The following is a 17,610-nucleotide window of genomic DNA, read 5'->3' as shown; positions in this document are numbered from 1 at the left end:
GCCCGGGGTAGTGCTGGCACCACCGCCGATTCTCCCGCTGGGACCAGCGACTGGTCGCCGTCGCGGACCTAGCGTCTACGGCATGATCGAAACCGTGACCCCGTCCCCGGCGCAGCGCGAGCGCGAGAGCGGCGCCCTGGCCGCGCCACTGCGCGAGCCCCTGCACTTCCTCACGACCTCCGCGCCGTGGCGCGCCCTGGCGTACTTCGCCGTGTCGATGGTCCTCGGGTGGGCCGTGTTCTTCCTCTACGCGATGGTGGTGCTGCTGCCCTTCGCGCCGGCATGGTCCTTCGCGCTGGCGAAGCTGGAACGACGCCGCGTCGCCTGGCTCGGCGCGCCGGCGATCGGCGACCCACATCCGCCCGTCTCCGGTGACCTCTCGACCCGCGCGGGGGCGCGCCTCGGCGAGCGCGCCACGTGGCGCGAGGTGGCGTACTCCCTGATCCTGGCGGTCCTCACGCCCGTCGTCTTCATGGGCGCGGTGTTCGGCTGGATCGTCGGTGTCGGGCTGCTCGTCGCGCCCTTCGTCTCCGACGACGTGAACGTCATGGGCGTCGCGGTGCGGGGCATCGTCAGCGAGGCCTTCTTCGGCGCCCTCGGCGCGGTGCTCTGCGCCGTCGCCCTGTACGTGACCTACGCCGTCTCGGTGATGCAGGCCGCGGGCGCGCGGCTGCTGCTCGGCCCCACGGAGGAGGAACTGCGTCGTCGGGTCAGCACACTGGAGGCCTCGCGCGGCGTGCTGGTGCACTCCTTCGAGGGGGAGCGCCGCCGTATCGAGCGCGATCTGCACGACGGGCCGCAGCAGGATCTGGCGAGCCTCTCGCTGCAGCTCGGCGAGCTGCAGCAGAGCCTGTCCACGGAGACCGACGATGCGGTGCGCGCCCAGGTCGTCGAGGCGCAGGCACGGCTCGAGCGGGCCATGGCCGGCCTCCGGGACACCGTGCGCGGTGTGCACCCGCAGGTGCTCGACGATGCCGGGGTCGAGGCCGCGTGCGCCGAGCTCGGCGGCGCTATCCGGGTGGACGTGACCGCCGGCGAGGGCTGGGAGCCCGGCCGGCGTCTGCCCGCCGACATCGAGCAGGCCATGTACTACACCGCCAGCGAGGCTGTCACCAATGCGATCAAGCACGGTGGGGCGGGGCAGGTCTGGATCACCTTCGCGGCGGGCGTGCTCGGGGTCTCCATGACCGTCATGGACGACGGTGCCGGCGGCGCCGACCCGGCGCGCGGCACCGGGCTCGCGGGCCTCGTCGAGCGGGCCGAGGCGATCGGCGCGACGCTCACGATCCTCAGCCCGCCCGGAGGACCCACCACGCTCTACTGGGCGAAGGCGGTGTCGTAGTCTGCGAACGATGCGGATCGTGATCGCCGAAGACTCGGTGCTGCTGGCCGAGGGGCTGCAGCGGATCGTCGAGCGGGCCGGCCACGAGGTGGTCGGTCTGCTCGCCGATGCCGATGCCCTGCGCACCGTGGATCCCGCGAGCGTCGACCTGGTGGTGACGGACGTGCGGATGCCGCCCGGACACGGCGACGACGGGCTGCGGGCGGCGCTGGAACTGCGCGCCGGCCGCGCGGACCTGCCGGTGCTGGTGCTGTCGCAGTACGTCGCCGCCGCGTACGCGCGTCGGCTGCTGGAGTCGGGCGGCGGCGTCGGCTACCTGCTCAAGGAGCGGGTCGGTCGGGTGGACGACTTCCTGCGCGCCCTCGACACCGTGGCCGGCGGGGGAGTGGTGGTCGATCCGGAGGTGGTCTCGAAGATGTTCACCCCGACGGTGCTCGACCGCCTGACTCCCCGCGAGGGCGAGGTGCTCGCGCTGATGGCGGAGGGCCGGAGCAACACCGAGATCGCGGCGGCACTGGTGGTCTCGGACGCCGCGGTCGCCAAGCACGTGGCGAACATCTTCGCCAAGCTGGACCTGCCGCCGGAGGAGGGCAACCGGCGCGTCCGCGCCATCCTCACCTATCTCACGGAGCGGTAGCCGCGTCGGCGGTGCTACGCACCGGTAGCCGGTACGTTGAGCCTATGGCGAATCCCCTCGGCCCGACCCCCATCGACATCCACGCCCTGCGCCGCGCCCCCAAGGTGCTGCTGCACGATCACCTCGACGGTGGGCTGCGGCCCGCGACCGTCCTCGAGCTCGCCGCCGAGACGGGGTACGACGCACTGCCCGCTTCGACCGAACCCGAGCTGGCGGCGTGGTTCCGGGACGCGGCCGATTCGGGTTCGCTCGTGAAGTACCTGGAGACCTTCGAGCACACCGTCGGGGTGATGCAGACGCCCGCAGCGCTGTCGCGGGTGGCCCGCGAGTGCGCTGAGGACCTGGCGGCCGACGGTGTGGTCTACGCCGAGGTGCGGTTCGCGCCCGAGCAGCACACGGAGCGGGGACTGTCGCTCGACGAGGTGATGGAGGCGGTGCTCGAGGGCTTCGCCGCGGGCGAGTCCGCGGCGCGTACCGCCGGCCGGCCGATCGTGGTGCGATGCCTGGTGACCGCCATGCGGCACGCGGCCCGCTCACGGGAGATCGCGGAGCTCACCGTGCGCTGGCGCGACCGCGGCGCCGTCGGTTTCGACATCGCCGGCGCGGAGGCGGGCTTCCCGCCCAGCCGCCACCTCGACGCCTTCGAGTACATGCGGGATCACTCGGCGCCCTTCACCATTCACGCGGGCGAGGCCTTCGGCCTGCCGTCGATCCACGAGGCGCTGGCCTTCTGCGGCTGCGACCGGCTCGGCCACGGCGTGCGGATCGTCGACGACATCACGGGCGTCGAGCCGGGCTCCACGGACTTCTCCGGTGCGCAGCTGGGCCGGGTGGCCGCCCGGGTGCGGGACGCGCGGATCCCGCTCGAGATGTGCCCGAGCTCCAACGTCCAGACGGGTGCGGTGGCCTCGCTGGAGGAGCATCCGTTCAACCTGTTGGCGCAGTTGCGTTTCCGTGTCACGGTGAACACCGACAACCGCCTGATGAGCGACACCACGATGAGCGCGGAGATGCTCAAGCTGGTCGAGACCTTCGGCTACGGCTGGAGCGATCTGCAGCGCTTCACGATCAACGCCATGAAGTCGGCGTTCCTGCCCTTCGACGAGCGGCTCGCGATCATCGACGACGTGATCAAACCGGGCTTCGCGGTGCTCATCGGGTGACGCCCGGCGTCCAGCCCCCGGTACCCCGCGGCCGGTGTGCCGCGGGGTGCGGGGCTACTTGGAGGTGAGCCGGTCCTCGAAATCGTGCTCGAGGGCCCGCCACGCCTCGGCCTCGTTGTCGAACGGGCCCGACGGTGCCAGGCGCCGCGGCTGCGGATCGAGCGCGTAGGAGACGAAGAAGCCCAGCGGGGTGGTGGGACGCAGCGCGTCGCGCACCGACCCGTCACCGGCGAAATCGGCGGAATCGAGCAGCAGTTCCACCGCGAGGTCCAGCTGGTCGCGGTCGATGCGCCGCGGACCGTCGGCGATGTCCTCGCCGATCCCCGGCAGCACGTAGACGTTGTCGTCGTAGACGTCGATCTCCAGCGAGCCGTCGGTCGCGGCCACGCGCACCTCGTCGTAGGTGGAGACGGACGACAGGTCCGTGTCGTCGTCGTCCGCGAGGTAGCGCGCCAGGGCGCCCTCGGAGTCGAAGACGAAGATCTTGCCCTTGCGGCCCAGGAAGACTGGGTTGTCGTCGAGGTAGCAGCGCAGCGTGTAGTACTCGCCGGTGGAGGTGATGATCTTGATGGGGTCGATCCCGACCTGCCCCCAGAAGGAGTCGTCCTCCTCGAACTCCTCGTCGTCCTCGGCGGCGTCCTCGTCCGCGTCGTCCGCCTCGTCGTCGGTGTCGAGGTCGTCGTCCAGGTCGTCGAGGTCGGTGTCGAGCTCGTCGTCGTCGTCGACGGCGAGTGCGGCCGCCCGCTCGGCGGCCGCGGTCAGCTCCTCCTGCGCGGTGGCGGTGGCCGCCGCGTCGACCTCGGGGGTGCTGACGACACCCTCGATAGCGTCGACCACGTCGTCCCACTTGCGGCTGATGATCTGGCCCACCTTGTGCCACATCTCCGCGCCCTCGCGACCCTCGAAGTTGCGAGTGCCGATCCGGACGGTGCCGAGCACGGGGTTGCCGTTGAAGAACTTGGTGACGTCGATCAGCTCGCAGACCTCGCCGATCAGGCTCACGATCTCAAGGGTGTCCTCGAGCTCGGCGATCACCTCGGGCGTGGGCTCCTCGGCCGCCAGTTCGGGCACCGAGATCAGGTCGAATCGGCGGTCGTCGCGCGGGACGAAGGCCTCGGCGGGCAGGGTGGTCAGGGCCTCCCAGGCCGGGTGATCGTCGAGGTCGTTCGCCTTGCCGCTGCGGGCGAAGGCCACCAGCTCGGCGACCGAGGAGAAGCCGTACAGGTCCTCGTCGAGGCCCAGGAAGGCCTCCCATTCGTCCTCCCCGTCACGCCAGCGCGGTGCCCAGAGGGTGTACACCGGGCCGTCGGTGAGGCCGAGTTCGATCGGGACGATGTCAGACGCCATGGCGCCCAGCGTAGTGCACCGGGCCGCCTCCGCGTCGGCTGGAGGATGTCACCGTCGAGGGGCTCAGCCGGTGGGGCGGAAGAAGCCGTGGAACTGCTGCCCGATGTTGTCGGTGCGCACCGCGGATATCTGCACCGGATCGCCCGCCTCGATCATTCTCCCGTCGCCGATCACCATGGCGACGTGTCCGCTCCACACCGCCAGATCGCCGGGGCGCAGATCCGACGCGGAGACGGCCGCACCCACCGCCTGCTGGTCGGCGAGGCGCGGCAGTTCGATGCCCGCCTGCCGGTACGCCCACTGGGTGAATCCGCTGCAGTCGAGCCCGACACCTGGTGTCGTTCCGCCCCACGCGTAGGGCACGCCCAGTTGCGTGAGCGCGGCCTGCACCGCGGCGGCGGCCCTCGCGTTGGGCGCCTTCACGACGGTGCCGTCGGGGAGGCGCACGTCGTAGCCGCCTTTGCCGTCGGCGGTGACCGTCGTCCTGCCGAACCGGCGCGAGGCGGACGCCGTCTGCGCGCCCGAGCCCTTTCCGCCGCCCTTGCCGGAGCCGGTGCGGTTCCCGCTCCCGGTGAGGGCGGAGGTGAGAGCGCCGATCGGCGAGGAACCGCCGCCAGCGGAGCCGGATCCGGACCCGGTGCCCGCACCGCTCGGGGACGTCGCGGTCGGCGTGGCCGCGGCGGTGGTCGATGCGGGCGTGGTGGCCGCGCCGCCGTCGACGGTGCCCGGCGCGCTCGGGGTGCTCTCCGCGAGTCCGGAGACGGTGCCGGTCTCGCCGTCGAGCTCCTCGCGCACGGTGCGCAGCACGTCGAGGGCCTGTTGCAGGTGATCCGCCGCGAGCGTCAGCACCGCGATCAGCCCCGTGGGGTTCAGGAGCGACGGGTCCGCCGCCTCGGCCTTGCTCACGAACGAATCGAGCACGGCCTGCAGCCGCGTGCGGCCACGGCTCACCACGTCGGCCGCCGCCGTGACCGACTGGCGGATCGCGCCGGTGTGCTGCGACAGCGCGCCCGCCGCGGTGCCGCCGTCGCCGAGCGTGGCCTGCGCCGTGGTGGCATCGATCCCGGTCCACTCCCGGCTGACGGTGACCGCGGTCGTCCCCGTCTGTGCGCTCACCCGCGCCAGTTCCGTCTCGATGGCGCGGATCGCGGCGTCGACCCCCGCAGTTGTGAGATCGCCGGAACCGAACGCGTCGAGCAGGGCGCGCAGCGGCGCCGCCAGCGCCGTGACGATGCCGCTCACGGCGCGCCCAGCAGCCCGAGCAGCGCCCCCGCGCCACCCGCGTCGGCGGCGACGGCCGAGGCCACCGTCCGGACGGCGCTCACCGACGCCGATGCGTAGAACGCCGCCAGCCGCGCGACCTCGGCATCGGCCGCCGTGACGGCCCCCAGCAGTTCCGCGAGATAGTCGCCGCCGACGACTCCGAGGACCGGCGTGAGTGCCGCCGCCGAGACCGCGCCCGCCCCCGTGGCGGCGGAGACGGCCGTCGCCAGCGATCCCAGCTCGCTCCCGGCCGCGGTCACCGCGCCCGTCGTCATGTGAAACGGTTCCATCGCAATACCCCCTCATTGATTGGACGCCTCAGGGGTGCGCACGGTTCCCGATACGCTGGCGGCATGCAGATCACCGTGGTCGACCACCCCCTGGCCGCCGTCCGCCTCACCGCGCTCCGCGCGGAGGCCACCGACAACGCCTCCTTCCGCGCAGCGCTCAAGGAGCTCACCCAGATGCTGGTCTACGAGGCCATGCGCGAGGCGGCGGTCGCCGCTGTGAAGGTGACCACCCCGCTGGAGGAGACCGACGGTGCCGCGCTCGCCGCGCCGCCGCTGCTGGTGCCCGTGCTCCGCGCCGGCCTGGGCATGGTCGACCAGGCGCACGCGATGCTCCCCGAGTCGCAGGTGGGCTTCGTCGGGATGGGCCGCAACGAGGAGACCCACGTGCCGGAGCCCTACTTCCAGTCGCTGCCCGCCGATCTCGCCGGCCGCCCCGTGTTCGTGCTCGATCCCATGCTCGCCACCGGCGGTTCGATGGTGGAGACGCTCGGCCTCCTCGCGCAGCGCGGCGCCACCGACGTGACGGCGGTGTGCGTGGTCGCGGCACCGCAGGGCGTGCAGGCGCTCGCCGACTGCGGTCATCCGGTCCGCCTGGTCACGGCCACCGTGGACCGCGGACTCGACGAGAACGCCTACATCCGCCCCGGCCTGGGCGACGCCGGCGATCGCCAGTTCGGCCCGCGCTGGACCTGATCCGGGTCAGGGAGCTGCCCAGAAGCCCGTCGCGGGTTCGGTGAACTCGCCGTTCGCCGCGCTGATCACCAGTCCGGCGGGCGTGATGTTGATCGTGGCGTCGGGTGCCCGCGCGACCCAGCCGGGGCCGGCCGGCAGGACGCCCTCGATGCGCGTCCCGGTGCCGGTGTCGATGCGCCAGCCCGCGTAGTACAGGGCGCCCCCACGGTCGCAGACGACCGCCTGCGAGGCGGCGGTCAAGACCATCATGCGCGCGCTGTCGCCGTCGGCGCAGCGCGCCTGGGTGCCGAGGAAGCCCAGTGCGTCCGTCCCGGGGATCGACGGCGCCGGCACCGTCGATGCGGACGTCGCGGACGACGAGGCCGGGGCGGGTGCGGACGAACCCGACGGTGACGTCGCGGCGGCCCGGGCCGGTGCGGACGGGGTCTCGTTGCTGACGTACGCCGTCGCAGCGACGGCCGCGGCGACCACGATCAGCACCCCGGCCAGCACCGACACGGCGATGACCCGGTTCCGCGCGGGATCGGCCGGGCGTGCGGGTCCAGTCACCCGAGCGCCGCCCACCCGCGCACGGTGTCGGTCACCGCGGCGAGCCGCTGCCGTCCGCGCGCCTGCGCACTGCTGGTGTCGCTCTCGGCCGTCACGGGCTCGATCACCTCCAGGTAGAACTTCGCCTTGGGCTCGGTTCCCGAGGGCCGCACGGTGACCCGGACGCCGTCGCCGCGGAACACCAGCGCGTCCGTCGCGGGGCGAGCCGTGAGCAGATCCTCACAGCCTACGGCGGTGTTTGCAACTTCATCGGGCGGGGAGGTGCGGAGTGCGGTCATGATCGCGGAGATCCGGGCCACGTCGTCGACGCGGAGTGCGTACTGGCTCGTCAGGTACACGCCGTGCCGGCGGTACAGCTCGTCCAGCGCGTCGGGCAGGCCGCGCCCCTGCGCCTTCAGGGCGGCCGCGTAGCCGGCGGCCACGACGGCCGCGGAGATCCCGTCCTTGTCGCGCACCGTCGACGGGTCGACACAGAGGCCGAGGGCCTCCTCGTAGGCGAAGACCAGTCCGTCGCCGGCGCGTACCAGGTTCTTGAAGCCGGTCAGGGTGCGCGCGTAGCGAGCCCCGCGGGCCTCCGCGATCGCGCCGAGCAGCTCCGAACTGACGATCGTGGTGGCGACCAGTGGGTCCGACGGCGCGGCGGTGCTCGACGGTCCGGCGATCGGCTCGTCGAGCAGGTGAGCGCCGAGCAGTGAGCCCGACTCGTCGCCGGTGAGCATCCGCCAGCCGTCGGGGAAGCGGGCACCGAGGGCGCACCGATCCGCGTCCGGATCGAGGGCGACGGCGAGATCGGCGTCGACGCTCTCCGCGAGCGCGAGCAACAGGTCGGAGGCGCCGGGCTCCTCGGGGTTCGGGAAGGTCACCGTCGGGAACTCGCCATCCGGGGCGAACTGCTGTTCCACCACGTGGACGTCGTCGAAGCCGCTGCGGCGCAGGGCCTCCACCGCGACCTCCCCGCCGACGCCGTGCATCGGGGTGAGCGCGATCCGCACCGGCACCGCCGGTGCCGGGCGCAGCGACGAGACCCGGTCCAGGTACGCCGCGACCACCTCGCTCGCGCGGGGATCGGCGGGCACCGTCGCCCTGTCGATCGCCGTGGCGGCGGGTGCCGCGGCGATGAGCCTCTCGATCTCGGCGTCGGCGGGCGAGACCAGCTGGGCGCCGCCGTCGAGGTAGACCTTGTAGCCGTTGTCGGCGGGCGGATTGTGCGAGGCGGTGATCTGCACGCCCGCGACCGCGCCGAGTGCCCTGGTGGCGAACGACACCCACGGCGTGGGCCCCGGCTCCGGCAGAGCCACCACTGCGAACCCCTGCGCAGCGAGCACCTCGGTCGCCGCGGCGAAGAAGGCTTCGGAGCCGCGCCGCGCGTCGCGTCCCACGACCACGGTGCCGCCGCCCAGGCACTTGCCCTTCAGCCACTCGGCCAGCGCCCACGTCGTGCGGGTCACCACCGCCACGTTCATGCCCGACGGTCCGCCGCGCACCGGGCCGCGCAGGCCGGCGGTGCCGAAGGAGAGCGGCGCCGCGAACCGCTCGGCGAGTTCGTCGCCGCTCAGGGCCCCGAGTTCGGCGCGGGTGGCCGGATCGGGGTCGCCCTCGATCCAGGCGAGGGCCTCGGCCGAGAGCTCGGCGCTCATGCGTCCATCGCCTCGATCACGTCGGCGAGGAGGCCGCCCATCCGTGCGGCCGCCTCGCGCCCCGCTTCGAGGACCTCCTCGTGGTTCAGGGGCTCGCCCGTGATGCCCGCGGCGAGGTTGGTGACGAGCGAGATCCCGAGCACCGCTGCGTCCTCCGCGCGGGCCGCGATGGTCTCGTGCACCGTCGACATCCCGACCAGGTCGGCGCCGAGCGTGCGGAGCATGCGGATCTCGGCCGGGGTCTCGTAGTGCGGGCCGGGTAGTCCCGCGTAGACGCCCTCCTTCAGCGAGAGGTCGACCTTCTGCGCCAGCGCGCGCAGTGTCGGCGAGTAGGCGTCCACGAGGTTCACGAACTGCGCGCCGACCAGCGGCGAGCGGGCCGTGAGGTTGAGGTGGTCCTCGATCAACACGGGCTCGCCGACGGACATGCCCTCGCGCAGGCCGCCCGCGGCGTTGGTGAGGATCACCGTGCGCGCGCCCGCCGCGCAGGCGGTGCGCACGGGATGCACCACGCGGGAGAGGTCGTGGCCCTCGTAGGCGTGAGTGCGGCCCAGCAGTACCAGCACCCGCTTGCCGCCGACCGCCACCGCGATCGCCGTGCCCTTGTGTCCGGCCGCGCTGGGCGGGGCGAAGTGGGGCAGATCGGCCATGGGGATCGAGCCGACGGCGGTACCGCGCGCGACGAGTGCGTCGGCCGCGGGCGCCCAGCCGGAGCCGAGCACCACCGCCACGTCGAAGGGGTCACCGCCCGTCGCGGTGGTCAGCGCGGCGGCCCCCTCGCGGGCCGCAGCGGAGGGATCGTCGATACCGGAGTCACGTGCCGCGTGCAGTTGCGCCATGGCCCCAGATGCTAGCCGCTATCGTGATGCCCATGCCTTACGTCACGCGTACCGACGACGTCTTCACACTCTTCCTGGGCGATGAGGGTGTCGAACTCTCGGAGACCAACCCGGAGAACCGGTTCTCGCCCGATTGGGTCGAGGCCGTGCACGCTCGGCTCGACGAGATCGAGGCGCAGGCGGCAGGCGCGCCCGCCGCACTGGTCGTGACCGCGACCGGCAAGTTCTTCTCGAACGGCCTCGATGTCATGTACATCCTGGCGAACGTCGGCGAGCTGCCCGCGTACCTGGACCGTGTGCACACGGTCTTCAGCCGCCTGCTGACCTTCCCGATGACGACGGTGGCCGCGATCAACGGGCACGCCTTCGGCGCCGGCGCGATGCTGGCGCTCTCGTGCGACTTCGCCGTGATGCGCGACGACCGCGGCTTCTTCTGCCTGCCCGAGGTCAGCCTCAAGATGGGCTTCACCGTGGGGATGGCCAGCCTGCTGCGGTCGCGCCTGCCGTACCAGACCGCCATCGAGGCGATGACCACCGGACGCCGCTACGGCGGTGCGGACGCCGTCGCCGCGGGCATCGTCCAATCGGCCGTCTCCGAGGCGGAGCTGCTGCCCACCGCGACCGCCGTGGCCGCGGCGAACGCCGCCGCCGACGGCCCCACGCTGAACAAGATCAAGAACGACCTGCACGCGCCGCTCATCGCGGACCTCGCCGTTCCGACGACCGAAGTCAAGTTCGGCTGACGGTGACCGGTCGCGTCACCTCCGTTCTGGAGTCGCTCACCGGCACCGTCGACCGCGCACGGGGTGACCTGGTCGCGGTCAGTCACGCGGTGCACGCCCGCCCGGAACTGGCCTTCGAGGAGCATCACGCGTCGGCGCTCGTCGCGGACGCGCTGGCGGGGCACGGCTTCGCGGTGGAGAAGGGGATCGCGGAGCTGGAGACGGCGTTCGTCGCCCGGTCCGGCTCCGGACCGCTGCGTGTGGCGGTCTTCGCCGAGTACGACGCGCTGCCCGGGATAGGTCACGCCTGCGGGCACAACATCATCGCGGCTGCCGCGGTCGGAGCGGGCCTCGCGCTCGCCTCCGTCGCGGACGAACTGGGCATCACCGTCGAGGTGTACGGCACCCCCGCCGAGGAGTCCGGGGGCGGCAAGGTCCTCATGCTGCAGCGCGGCGCCTTCGACGGTGTCGCCTGCGCGGGCATGGTCCATCCGGCACCCTTCGACGTGGTGCGTACGCGCACGCTCGCCCTGGCCGATCTGGCGATCCGGTTCACCGGCCGAGAGGCCCACGCCTCCGCGGCACCGTGGGCCGGCCGCAACGCGGGCGACGCCGCGACCGTGGCCCAGGTGGCGCTCGGCCTGCTGCGCCAGCACCTCGAGCCCGGCCAGCAGCTGCACGGCATCGTCAGTGAGGGCGGCAGCGCGCCGAACGTCGTCCCCGCGGCGGCGGAACTGCTCTACTACCTGCGCGCCGACGATGCGGAGTCGCTCGCCCGGCTCGTGGCCCGCGCGGACGACTGCTTCGCCGCGGGCGCGCTCGCCGCCGGCTGCACCCATGAGGTAGCCGAGGTCTCGCCCGCCTACACCGAGCTGCGCAGCGACGACGGCCTCGCTGCCGCGTACCGCTCCGCCGCGGTCGCCATCGGCCGTTCGCCGGTGGCGCCGGAGTACGAGCGACTGGTGCCCCTGGGGAGTACCGACATGGGCAATGTGAGCCACGCTGTACCGTCGATCCATCCGCTGATCGGCCTCGAGACCGGCGGGGCCGTGACCCATCAGCCGGAGTTCACGGCCGCCGCCGCGAGCGAATCCGCCGATCGGGCCGTGTGCGACGGTGCGCTGGCCCTGGCCGCAGCCTTCGCTGCGGTCGCGGAGGACGAGGACGAGCGCGCCCGGTTGCTGACCGCGGCCGCGCGTCGTGGAAGTGATGGAGGCGGACGGTGAGCGGGACTGTGGGCGAGGATCTCTCGAGGGCCGCGTACGTCGACCAGTGGTTGCGGCGCAAGGGCGATTGGCTCCGTGAGTTCCGTCGCGATCTGCACGCGCACCCCGAGCTGTCCTGGCGCGAGCAGCGCACCACCAACGTCGTCTTCGAGGCGCTGACCGCGGCGGGCCTGCATCCGCGCAAGCTCTCCACCACCGGACTGGTGTGCGATCTCGGCCCGGCGACCGGTGATCGGTTGGCCCTGCGGGCCGACATGGACGCCCTACCCATCCACGAGGCCACCGGCCTCGCCTACGAGTCCACCGCCGCGGGCGTCTCCCACGCTTGCGGCCACGATGCGCACACCTCGATCCTGCTCGGCACCGGACTCGTGCTCGCCGAGCTGGACCGCGCCGGCCGGTTGCCCGTGGGCGTGCGGCTGGTCTTCCAGCCCGCCGAGGAGGTCATGCCGGGCGGAGCGCTCTCCGCGGTCCGCGACGAGGTGATGCAGGGCGTCTCCCGCATCTACGCGCTGCACTGCGATCCGCGCGTCGAGGTCGGAAAGATCGGCGTGCGCTCGGGTGCCATCACCTCGGCCGCCGACCACGTCGAGGTGATCCTGCACTCGCCCGGCGGGCACACCTCGCGGCCGCACCTGACGAGCGACCTGATCTACGCCATGGGCACGGTGATCACGGGGCTGCCCGGTGTCCTGTCGCGCCGGGTGGACCCGCGGTCCGGCACGATCATGGTGTGGGGCGCGGCCAACGCCGGATCCGCGCCGAACGCGATCCCGCAGATCGGCGCGTTGCACGGCACCGTCCGCACCGGCGAGCACCCCATCTGGGAGTCCCTGGAGCCGCTGGTCCGCGAGATCATCGGCGAGCTGCTCGCGCCGCTGCGGCTCAAGCACGAGGTGAACTACACCCGGGGCGTCCCGCCCGTCATCAACGACCACCTGGCCGCCACCAGGCTTGCCGACGCGGCGCGCGCCGTCTCGCCCGACGGCGTGGTCGACACCCCGCAGTCCGGCGGCGGTGAGGACTTCTCCTGGTATCTGGAGGAGGCGCCCGGCGCGATGGCTCGGCTCGGCGTGTGGTCCGGCGAGGGCCGTCAGTACGACCTGCACCAACCGGACTTCGTGCTCGACGAGCGCGCACTCGAGATGGGCGTGAAGGTCTTCACGAACGTGGTCTTCGCGTCGGAGCGCTGACCAGGGCGTCGCCGATCGCGCTCCGACGGTAGAGGACTCGCCGCCCGTATCGCGAGCTCTCCACGATGCCGTTGGCGCCCAGGATCTTCAGGCTCTGCGAGACCGCCGACGGCGAGACGCCCAGCGCCGCCGCGAGATCGACGACCGCCGCCGGCTCGGCGAGGGCGGTGAGCAGGTCTGCTTTGGCCGCCCCGATCAGCTTGCGCAGCGCGTCGTCCGCGGCGGGGCGCACGGATTCGGTGAGCGTGGCGGAGCCCCGGGCGGGGTAGCCGACGTGCGGAGCGGTCCGACGGGGATCGTGCGCCACCGTCACTCGGCTGATGAAGACGCTGGGCATGAGGATCAAACCGCGCCCACCCGAGGAGAACCGTCCGGAGCTCTTCGTACAGGCCAGGTCCACGCTGAGTTCTCCGGTGCGGGTCCACTCCACGCGAGGGCTGAGCGACTCGAACAGCCGGGCCGGGCCGCCGGTGGCCAGCTCCCGACCGCGGTGCGTCACATCGGATTCCAGGATCCGTTGCGCGACGGGCCAGACGGGGGCGATGGCGGCGTCGTGGTAGGCGGCAAGAGCATCGGCGATAACGGGCGCGGGGTCGTCGAGGGCCAGGAGCCGCGCCAGTGCGGGCGAGGGCGGCCCGTCCTCGGTGAGCTCGGCCAGCTCGGCGTGCGCGGTCTCCGGCTCAGTGGCGGCGAGATCCGCGAGGTGGACCTCGAACGACGGCCGGCCCGCAGCGGGGGCGGTGATCGGGGTGAGGAAGTCCGGTATCTGCCTGCCGGACGGCGAGACGAGCGCGTCGACGAGCTCGCGGTCGTACCGGTCGATGCGGGCGTCGGCCTCGCGCCGCCAGGCGGTCAGGTGCTGCGCGGTCCCGTGGACGTGGTTCAGGTGAAACAGGCTCAGTGCTGTTTCGTTCAACGGGGACACCACGAATCGCGCGTCGGCGAGATCGCCGACGTCCAGCAGGTAGGTCAACATGTAGGCGCCACCTAATTCATTGGAACCCGTCGCGAGGTTCGTGTGTGCTTGCAGTATGAGCGAATACAGAGAGCACTGGAACCTGGCGGCGGATCCTCCCGCAGCGGCAGTCTACGCCCGCCTGGCGGACATCCACGACCACGTCGACGCGCGGCAGCGGCTCGACCGCCGCCCGCGGCAGGGCGTTCGAGCGCGCGCCGCGGGGTCACTGCGGCGCCTCGCCGCGGCGATCGAGCCCACGCCGACGACCCCCACCTGCCCCGACGCCGCCTGACCATCGTGCGGCGTGCGCGGGCCTACACCGTGAGGATCGCGATCAGCGCTGCACAGACGATCACACAGAAAGCTTCGAAGATCGATCGCAACGCCCAGGGCGCGTCCTTGAGGTCCATGAAATGGATTCCGATGAAGCGCACCTTGACGAAGGCGACCACGAGGATCACTGCGTTCGCCGCCTCCGGCGAGGCCATACCGTGGCCGCTACCGAGCCAGTAGGACACGCCGGTCACCGCGATCAAGCCGAGCCAGACCCAGAAGTAGGGCTGCCGGATCAACGGGGCTTGGTGGACCGTCGCCGCTGTGGCGGTCATCGAGTGCCTCCCGGGAGAGGGGCCCGCAGTGCGCTGTCGGGCCGGATTACGGCCTTCACCGCCTCGCCCCGCTCGACGGCGTCGAGGGCCGCGTTCGCGTCAGCGACATCGAAGCTGTGGGTGATGATGTCGGTCAATGGGATCCGCGCTTCGAGCTCTGCCGCGAGGTGCATGGCCCGGTAGTAGTGCTCGGGCTGGGCGTAGCAGGATCCGACGATGCGGAGGTTCTTGTGCACGACGACCGTCGGGTCTATCGGCACCTGGCCCCGGCCGGACCAGAGCCCGATCAGCAGGTAGGCGCCGTTGTGCCCGGCCAGGTCCACGCCTTCGCCGAACGCCGACAGCACCCCCGCGGCCTCGACGACGAGGCGCGGCCCGCGCTCGCCGCACAGTTCGAGTACGCGGCGCTTGCGCTCCGCCGCGTCGGTGTCGAGCGTCAGCGTGGCGGTGGCGCCGAGCGCGCGGGCGGTCGCGAGCCGGTTCTCGTGCTGATCGATCACGACGATCGTGCCCGCGCCGCGCTGCCGGGCAGCGAGCACCGCGGACAGGCCGATCGGCCCGGCGCCCTGGATCACGACGGTGTCGATGACACCGGACTCTCCTGCCCGGTCGAAGCCCTGCAGGACCGCCGGCAGCGCGCAGCCGAGCGCGATCACCGCCTCCGGCGAGGTACCGTCCGGGATCCGATAGACCGACATCGCGGCGGGCAGGGTCACGTAGTCGGCGTAGCTGCCCCAGCCGGGAAGGTCGGCGTCGTGGAACCAGGCCGACTGCGTGCACGAGGAGAAGTCCTTCTCGACGGTGCAGTAGTAGCACCGTCCGCACGGCGGGATCGGGGACCAGTAGACCGCGTCGCCGACGGCGAGGGAGACCCCGGCCGCGTCGCGTACGACTCCCTCGCCGAGTTGCTCGACGATGCCGACACCCTCGTGCCCGAGCACTACAGGGAACGGGAGGTCGAAGTCGCCGCGGCGCAAGTGCACGTCGGTCCCGCAGACGCCGCCCAGCGCGGTGCGCGCGAGGATCTGTCCCCGGCCGGGCGCGGGGACCTCGATGCTACGGGACTCGACAGGACGGCCGCCCTCGGCGAAGACGGCGATGCGGCTGTTCACGGTGGTGGTCACAGTCGCACCAGCCCGCCGTCGGCCATGATGGTCTGGCCGGTCACGAAGTAGGAGTCCTCGCTCGCGAGGAACAGGATCGTTCCGACGACGTCGTCGGCCTCGCCGACCTTCTTGATGGCCTGGCCCTGCGAAACCGCCTCCTGCAGTTCGGGGGCCACCGCGGAAGTCACGCCGGGCGTGCGGGTGAGCGTGGGTCCCACGGCGTTGACGGTGATACCGAAGGGCGCGACATCGGTCGCCAGGGCGCGGGTGAATCCGATCGCGCCCATCTTGCTGGCGCCGTACGCGCTCAGGCCGGGCACGACGAGCCCGATCGAGTTGGACGTGAGGTTCACGATCCGTCCCCATCCCGCTTCCTTCATGAGCGGCAGGACCGTCTTGGTCATGAGGAACTGGGAGTCGAGGTTCACCGAGAGGACCTTTCGCCAGGTCTCCAGCGTGAGGTCGTCGATGTCGACGAAGGGGTAGATGCCGACGTTGTTGACGAGGATGTCGCACCGGCCGAAGCGCTCGCGGACCTCGTCGCCGATCTGCTGCACGCGTTCGGGGTCGGTGACGTCGGCGACGAGGCCGAGGGCGTCGTCGTGACCGGCGGATGCGAGCTGGTCAAGCGTCTCCGTGGGATCGGTGACGTCGACGGCGACGATGGTGACGCCGCGCTCCGCGAGTTGCCGGCACACGGCTTGGCCGATACCGCGCGCGGCGCCGGTGACGACGGCGACACGTTCGTCGTGAGTTGCTGACATGGGGATTTCTCCGTTCGTGGGTCGAGAACGCTCGGGGGAGCCTGCGACTGATGGGGATCGATGCGGCGGCAGTCCGATCGACGATCGGGCGAGTACGTGTGGCGCCGTTGAAGGAGAACATTAGGAGGCTGCGCAGACCGCGGCGATCCGCACGGCGAAACGATGGGCCACTTCGCGCAACGATTTGCTCACACACCGGATGCACTCCGATTTCCCCTGTTCAGAGCTGTAGCGGCGTGCCAGACTCGGGTGATGAGCACGACGATCGACCCGCTCCGAAGCGGCCTTGCGGCATCGGCCACCCCTCGCTGGAAGGTTGATTCCGCACGGACCGGTGACCTCGACGAGGCTGTGCACACCATCTCGTCCGTGTTCTGCCCCCACGATCTCGTGATCATGGGCCCCCGAGGAGATTTCGAGGTCGAGATTCACGCGCGGTACACGGAGTCGATCACCGTCGCCGAGATCAGCCACGGCACCGAGGTCATCGTCCGCCCCAGCCGAATGCAGTCTCACTACCAGGTCGGCGTACCGATCCGCGGCGGCTCGCTCCTGCAGTGCGGTCACGAGGAGGTCGAGTCCACGCCGAAACGCGCCGTAGTCCTAGCCCTTGACGGCGACGCCAGCATGCACTGGAGCGCCGATTGCGCCCAGCTGGCGGTCGAGATCGGCCGCACCGCCGTGGAGCGCTGCCTCGAGGGGATCCTCGGCTATGCGCCCGACGAAGCCGTCCGCTTCGATGTTCCATTCGACGTGGGCGACGGTGTCGGACGGGACTGGGTGAACGCTGTGACGCTGCTGCGTGACGCTGTGGACCGGGGCGCGCCGGAGCTCGTGCTGCGGCCGCTCGAGGATCTGGTCATCGGCCAGCTGCTCGCGGCCCAGCCCAACAACTTCAGCGGCCGGTTGGCCGGCGAAGCCAGGCCTGCGCGGCCTCGGTTCATCTCGCGTGCCGTGGACCTCATCGAGAGCGATCCGGCATCGCCGCACACCGTCGCGGACCTTGCGCAGGCTGCGGGGACGAGCGTGCGTTCGTTGCAATCCGCGTTCGCCGAGTACCTCGGCCTCAGTCCGATGGAGTACCTTCGCCGAGTACGTCTTTCGCGCGCCCATGCCGATCTGGAACGTGCGACGGCGGCCGACGGCCTCTCCGTGGCGAACATCGCCTACCGCTGGGGATTCGGGCACGTGTCCCGGTTCGCCTCGGTGTACGCCGCGCGGTACGGCCGGTCGCCGTCGCAGACCCTGCGGGGTTGAGTAGGGCTCGCGACGG

Annotated in this window: 19 protein-coding genes; 9 read left to right on the top strand and 10 right to left on the bottom strand. The window is 71.8% G+C overall.

What is annotated here, in order from left to right; translation table 11 throughout:
* The first annotated feature begins 82 nt into the window (after positions 1-82).
* From FK268_RS04300 to FK268_RS04290, 3 genes are read left to right on the top strand one after another with little or no spacing between them, the layout of a single operon-like run.
* Positions 83-1,342 (top strand): sensor histidine kinase, encoded by a 1,260-nt coding sequence (locus FK268_RS04300; RefSeq protein WP_146431414.1) that lies wholly within the window; start codon positions 83-85, stop codon positions 1,340-1,342.
* A 10-nt stretch (positions 1,343-1,352) separates the two neighbouring features.
* Positions 1,353-1,979, top strand: a complete 627-nt coding sequence (locus FK268_RS04295) for a response regulator transcription factor (RefSeq protein WP_146431413.1) — start codon at positions 1,353-1,355, stop codon at positions 1,977-1,979.
* Positions 1,980-2,023: 44 nt separating this feature from the next.
* Entirely contained in the window at positions 2,024-3,142 is a 1,119-nt protein-coding gene (locus FK268_RS04290; RefSeq protein WP_146431411.1) for an adenosine deaminase, read from the top strand.
* Positions 3,143-3,196: 54 nt separating this feature from the next.
* Here FK268_RS04290 and FK268_RS04285 read toward each other — a convergent pair whose 3' ends face one another.
* The 3 genes from FK268_RS04285 to FK268_RS04275 all read right to left on the bottom strand — a co-directional run bounded on the left by FK268_RS04285 (position 3,197) and on the right by FK268_RS04275 (position 6,042).
* Positions 3,197-4,489, bottom strand: coding sequence for a SatS C-terminal domain-containing protein (locus FK268_RS04285; RefSeq protein WP_146431409.1), 1,293 nt, complete (start codon positions 4,487-4,489; stop codon positions 3,197-3,199).
* Between the two features lie 63 nt (positions 4,490-4,552).
* Positions 4,553-5,731 (bottom strand): C40 family peptidase, encoded by a 1,179-nt coding sequence (locus FK268_RS04280; protein WP_146431407.1) that lies wholly within the window; start codon positions 5,729-5,731, stop codon positions 4,553-4,555.
* Entirely contained in the window at positions 5,728-6,042 is a 315-nt protein-coding gene (locus tag FK268_RS04275) for an ESX-1 secretion-associated protein (RefSeq protein ID WP_146431404.1), read from the bottom strand. The genes FK268_RS04280 and FK268_RS04275 overlap by 4 nt, the downstream gene beginning before the upstream one ends.
* Positions 6,043-6,105: 63 nt before the next feature.
* Here FK268_RS04275 and upp point away from each other — a divergent pair, with 63 nt between their 5' ends.
* Positions 6,106-6,735: a uracil phosphoribosyltransferase gene (gene upp / locus FK268_RS04270; RefSeq protein ID WP_146431401.1), complete on the top strand. Its 630-nt coding sequence runs from the start codon at positions 6,106-6,108 to the stop codon at positions 6,733-6,735.
* Positions 6,736-6,741: 6 nt separating this feature from the next.
* Here upp and FK268_RS04265 read toward each other — a convergent pair whose 3' ends face one another.
* The 3 genes from FK268_RS04265 to FK268_RS04255 are packed head-to-tail and all read right to left on the bottom strand — an operon-like array spanning position 6,742 to position 9,760.
* Positions 6,742-7,284, bottom strand: a complete 543-nt coding sequence (locus FK268_RS04265; protein WP_146431397.1) for a hypothetical protein — start codon at positions 7,282-7,284, stop codon at positions 6,742-6,744.
* Positions 7,281-8,921 carry a phospho-sugar mutase gene (locus FK268_RS04260; RefSeq protein WP_146431394.1) on the bottom strand — a complete coding sequence of 547 codons (1,641 nt, stop codon included), beginning with the start codon at positions 8,919-8,921 and terminating at the stop codon, positions 7,281-7,283. The genes FK268_RS04265 and FK268_RS04260 overlap by 4 nt, the downstream gene beginning before the upstream one ends.
* The gene (locus FK268_RS04255; protein WP_231706903.1) at positions 8,918-9,760 is read right to left on the bottom strand and encodes a purine-nucleoside phosphorylase; all 843 of its coding nucleotides are present in this window, start codon (positions 9,758-9,760) and stop codon (positions 8,918-8,920) included. Before FK268_RS04255 ends, FK268_RS04260 begins: the two co-directional genes overlap by 4 nt.
* Positions 9,761-9,792: 32 nt before the next feature.
* Here FK268_RS04255 and FK268_RS04250 point away from each other — a divergent pair, with 32 nt between their 5' ends.
* The 3 genes from FK268_RS04250 to FK268_RS04240 are packed head-to-tail and all read left to right on the top strand — an operon-like array spanning position 9,793 to position 12,901.
* Positions 9,793-10,503, top strand: a complete 711-nt coding sequence (locus FK268_RS04250) for an enoyl-CoA hydratase/isomerase family protein (RefSeq protein ID WP_146431392.1) — start codon at positions 9,793-9,795, stop codon at positions 10,501-10,503.
* Between the two features lie 26 nt (positions 10,504-10,529).
* Positions 10,530-11,708: an amidohydrolase gene (locus tag FK268_RS04245; RefSeq protein WP_146431897.1), complete on the top strand. Its 1,179-nt coding sequence runs from the start codon at positions 10,530-10,532 to the stop codon at positions 11,706-11,708.
* Positions 11,705-12,901: an amidohydrolase gene (locus tag FK268_RS04240; protein ID WP_438695959.1), complete on the top strand. Its 1,197-nt coding sequence runs from the start codon at positions 11,705-11,707 to the stop codon at positions 12,899-12,901. The genes FK268_RS04245 and FK268_RS04240 overlap by 4 nt, the downstream gene beginning before the upstream one ends.
* On the opposite strand, the gene FK268_RS04235 is transcribed toward FK268_RS04240, so the two are convergent.
* Positions 12,870-13,877: an ArsR family transcriptional regulator gene (locus FK268_RS04235; protein WP_146431389.1), complete on the bottom strand. Its 1,008-nt coding sequence runs from the start codon at positions 13,875-13,877 to the stop codon at positions 12,870-12,872. The two genes, FK268_RS04240 and FK268_RS04235, sit on opposite strands and share 32 nt — an antisense overlap.
* 55 nt (positions 13,878-13,932) lie before the next feature.
* Between FK268_RS04235 and FK268_RS04230 the strand changes: the two genes are divergently transcribed.
* Entirely contained in the window at positions 13,933-14,151 is a 219-nt protein-coding gene (locus FK268_RS04230) for a hypothetical protein (RefSeq protein WP_146431385.1), read from the top strand.
* A 22-nt stretch (positions 14,152-14,173) separates the two neighbouring features.
* Here FK268_RS04230 and FK268_RS04225 read toward each other — a convergent pair whose 3' ends face one another.
* The 3 genes from FK268_RS04225 to FK268_RS04215 are packed head-to-tail and all read right to left on the bottom strand — an operon-like array spanning position 14,174 to position 16,337.
* On the bottom strand, positions 14,174-14,467 hold the full coding sequence (locus FK268_RS04225; RefSeq protein ID WP_146431382.1) for a cytochrome C oxidase subunit IV family protein: 294 nt from the start codon (positions 14,465-14,467) through the stop codon (positions 14,174-14,176).
* A complete protein-coding gene (locus FK268_RS04220) occupies positions 14,464-15,591 on the bottom strand; it encodes a zinc-binding dehydrogenase (protein WP_231706902.1) in 1,128 nt (375 codons plus the stop codon). The genes FK268_RS04225 and FK268_RS04220 overlap by 4 nt, the downstream gene beginning before the upstream one ends.
* On the bottom strand, positions 15,588-16,337 hold the full coding sequence (locus tag FK268_RS04215) for an SDR family NAD(P)-dependent oxidoreductase (RefSeq protein WP_146431380.1): 750 nt from the start codon (positions 16,335-16,337) through the stop codon (positions 15,588-15,590). Before FK268_RS04215 ends, FK268_RS04220 begins: the two co-directional genes overlap by 4 nt.
* A 252-nt stretch (positions 16,338-16,589) precedes the next feature.
* On the opposite strand from FK268_RS04215, the gene FK268_RS04210 reads away from it, so the two are divergent.
* A complete protein-coding gene (locus FK268_RS04210; RefSeq protein WP_158636035.1) occupies positions 16,590-17,594 on the top strand; it encodes an AraC family transcriptional regulator in 1,005 nt (334 codons plus the stop codon).
* The last annotated feature ends 16 nt before the right edge of the window (positions 17,595-17,610 follow it).

Origin of the sequence: Tsukamurella sputi, assembly GCF_007858445.1 — a bacterium.
Lineage (GTDB): Bacteria > Actinomycetota > Actinomycetes > Mycobacteriales > Mycobacteriaceae > Tsukamurella > Tsukamurella sputi.
The sequence above is the reverse complement of the archived record's forward strand: the minus strand, read 5'-3'. Positions and strand labels throughout refer to the sequence as shown.

Bases quoted from the DNA above. Each gene is read 5' to 3' on its own strand.
- FK268_RS04235 (WP_146431389.1), bottom strand. From the start codon at position 13,877: ATGTTGACCTACCTGCTGGACGTCGGCGATCTCGCCGACGCGCGATTC.
- FK268_RS04250 (WP_146431392.1), top strand. From the start codon at position 9,793: ATGCCTTACGTCACGCGTACCGACGACGTCTTCACACTCTTCCTGGGC.
- FK268_RS04290 (WP_146431411.1), top strand. From the start codon at position 2,024: ATGGCGAATCCCCTCGGCCCGACCCCCATCGACATCCACGCCCTGCGC.
- upp (WP_146431401.1), top strand. From the start codon at position 6,106: ATGCAGATCACCGTGGTCGACCACCCCCTGGCCGCCGTCCGCCTCACC.
- FK268_RS04255 (WP_231706903.1), bottom strand. From the start codon at position 9,760: ATGGCGCAACTGCACGCGGCACGTGACTCCGGTATCGACGATCCCTCC.
- FK268_RS04285 (WP_146431409.1), bottom strand. From the start codon at position 4,489: ATGGCGTCTGACATCGTCCCGATCGAACTCGGCCTCACCGACGGCCCG.
- FK268_RS04295 (WP_146431413.1), top strand. From the start codon at position 1,353: ATGCGGATCGTGATCGCCGAAGACTCGGTGCTGCTGGCCGAGGGGCTG.
- FK268_RS04230 (WP_146431385.1), top strand. From the start codon at position 13,933: ATGAGCGAATACAGAGAGCACTGGAACCTGGCGGCGGATCCTCCCGCA.
- FK268_RS04300 (WP_146431414.1), top strand. From the start codon at position 83: ATGATCGAAACCGTGACCCCGTCCCCGGCGCAGCGCGAGCGCGAGAGC.
- FK268_RS04225 (WP_146431382.1), bottom strand. From the start codon at position 14,467: ATGACCGCCACAGCGGCGACGGTCCACCAAGCCCCGTTGATCCGGCAG.
- FK268_RS04275 (WP_146431404.1), bottom strand. From the start codon at position 6,042: ATGGAACCGTTTCACATGACGACGGGCGCGGTGACCGCGGCCGGGAGC.
- FK268_RS04210 (WP_158636035.1), top strand. From the start codon at position 16,590: ATGAGCACGACGATCGACCCGCTCCGAAGCGGCCTTGCGGCATCGGCC.
- FK268_RS04215 (WP_146431380.1), bottom strand. From the start codon at position 16,337: ATGTCAGCAACTCACGACGAACGTGTCGCCGTCGTCACCGGCGCCGCG.
- FK268_RS04260 (WP_146431394.1), bottom strand. From the start codon at position 8,921: ATGAGCGCCGAGCTCTCGGCCGAGGCCCTCGCCTGGATCGAGGGCGAC.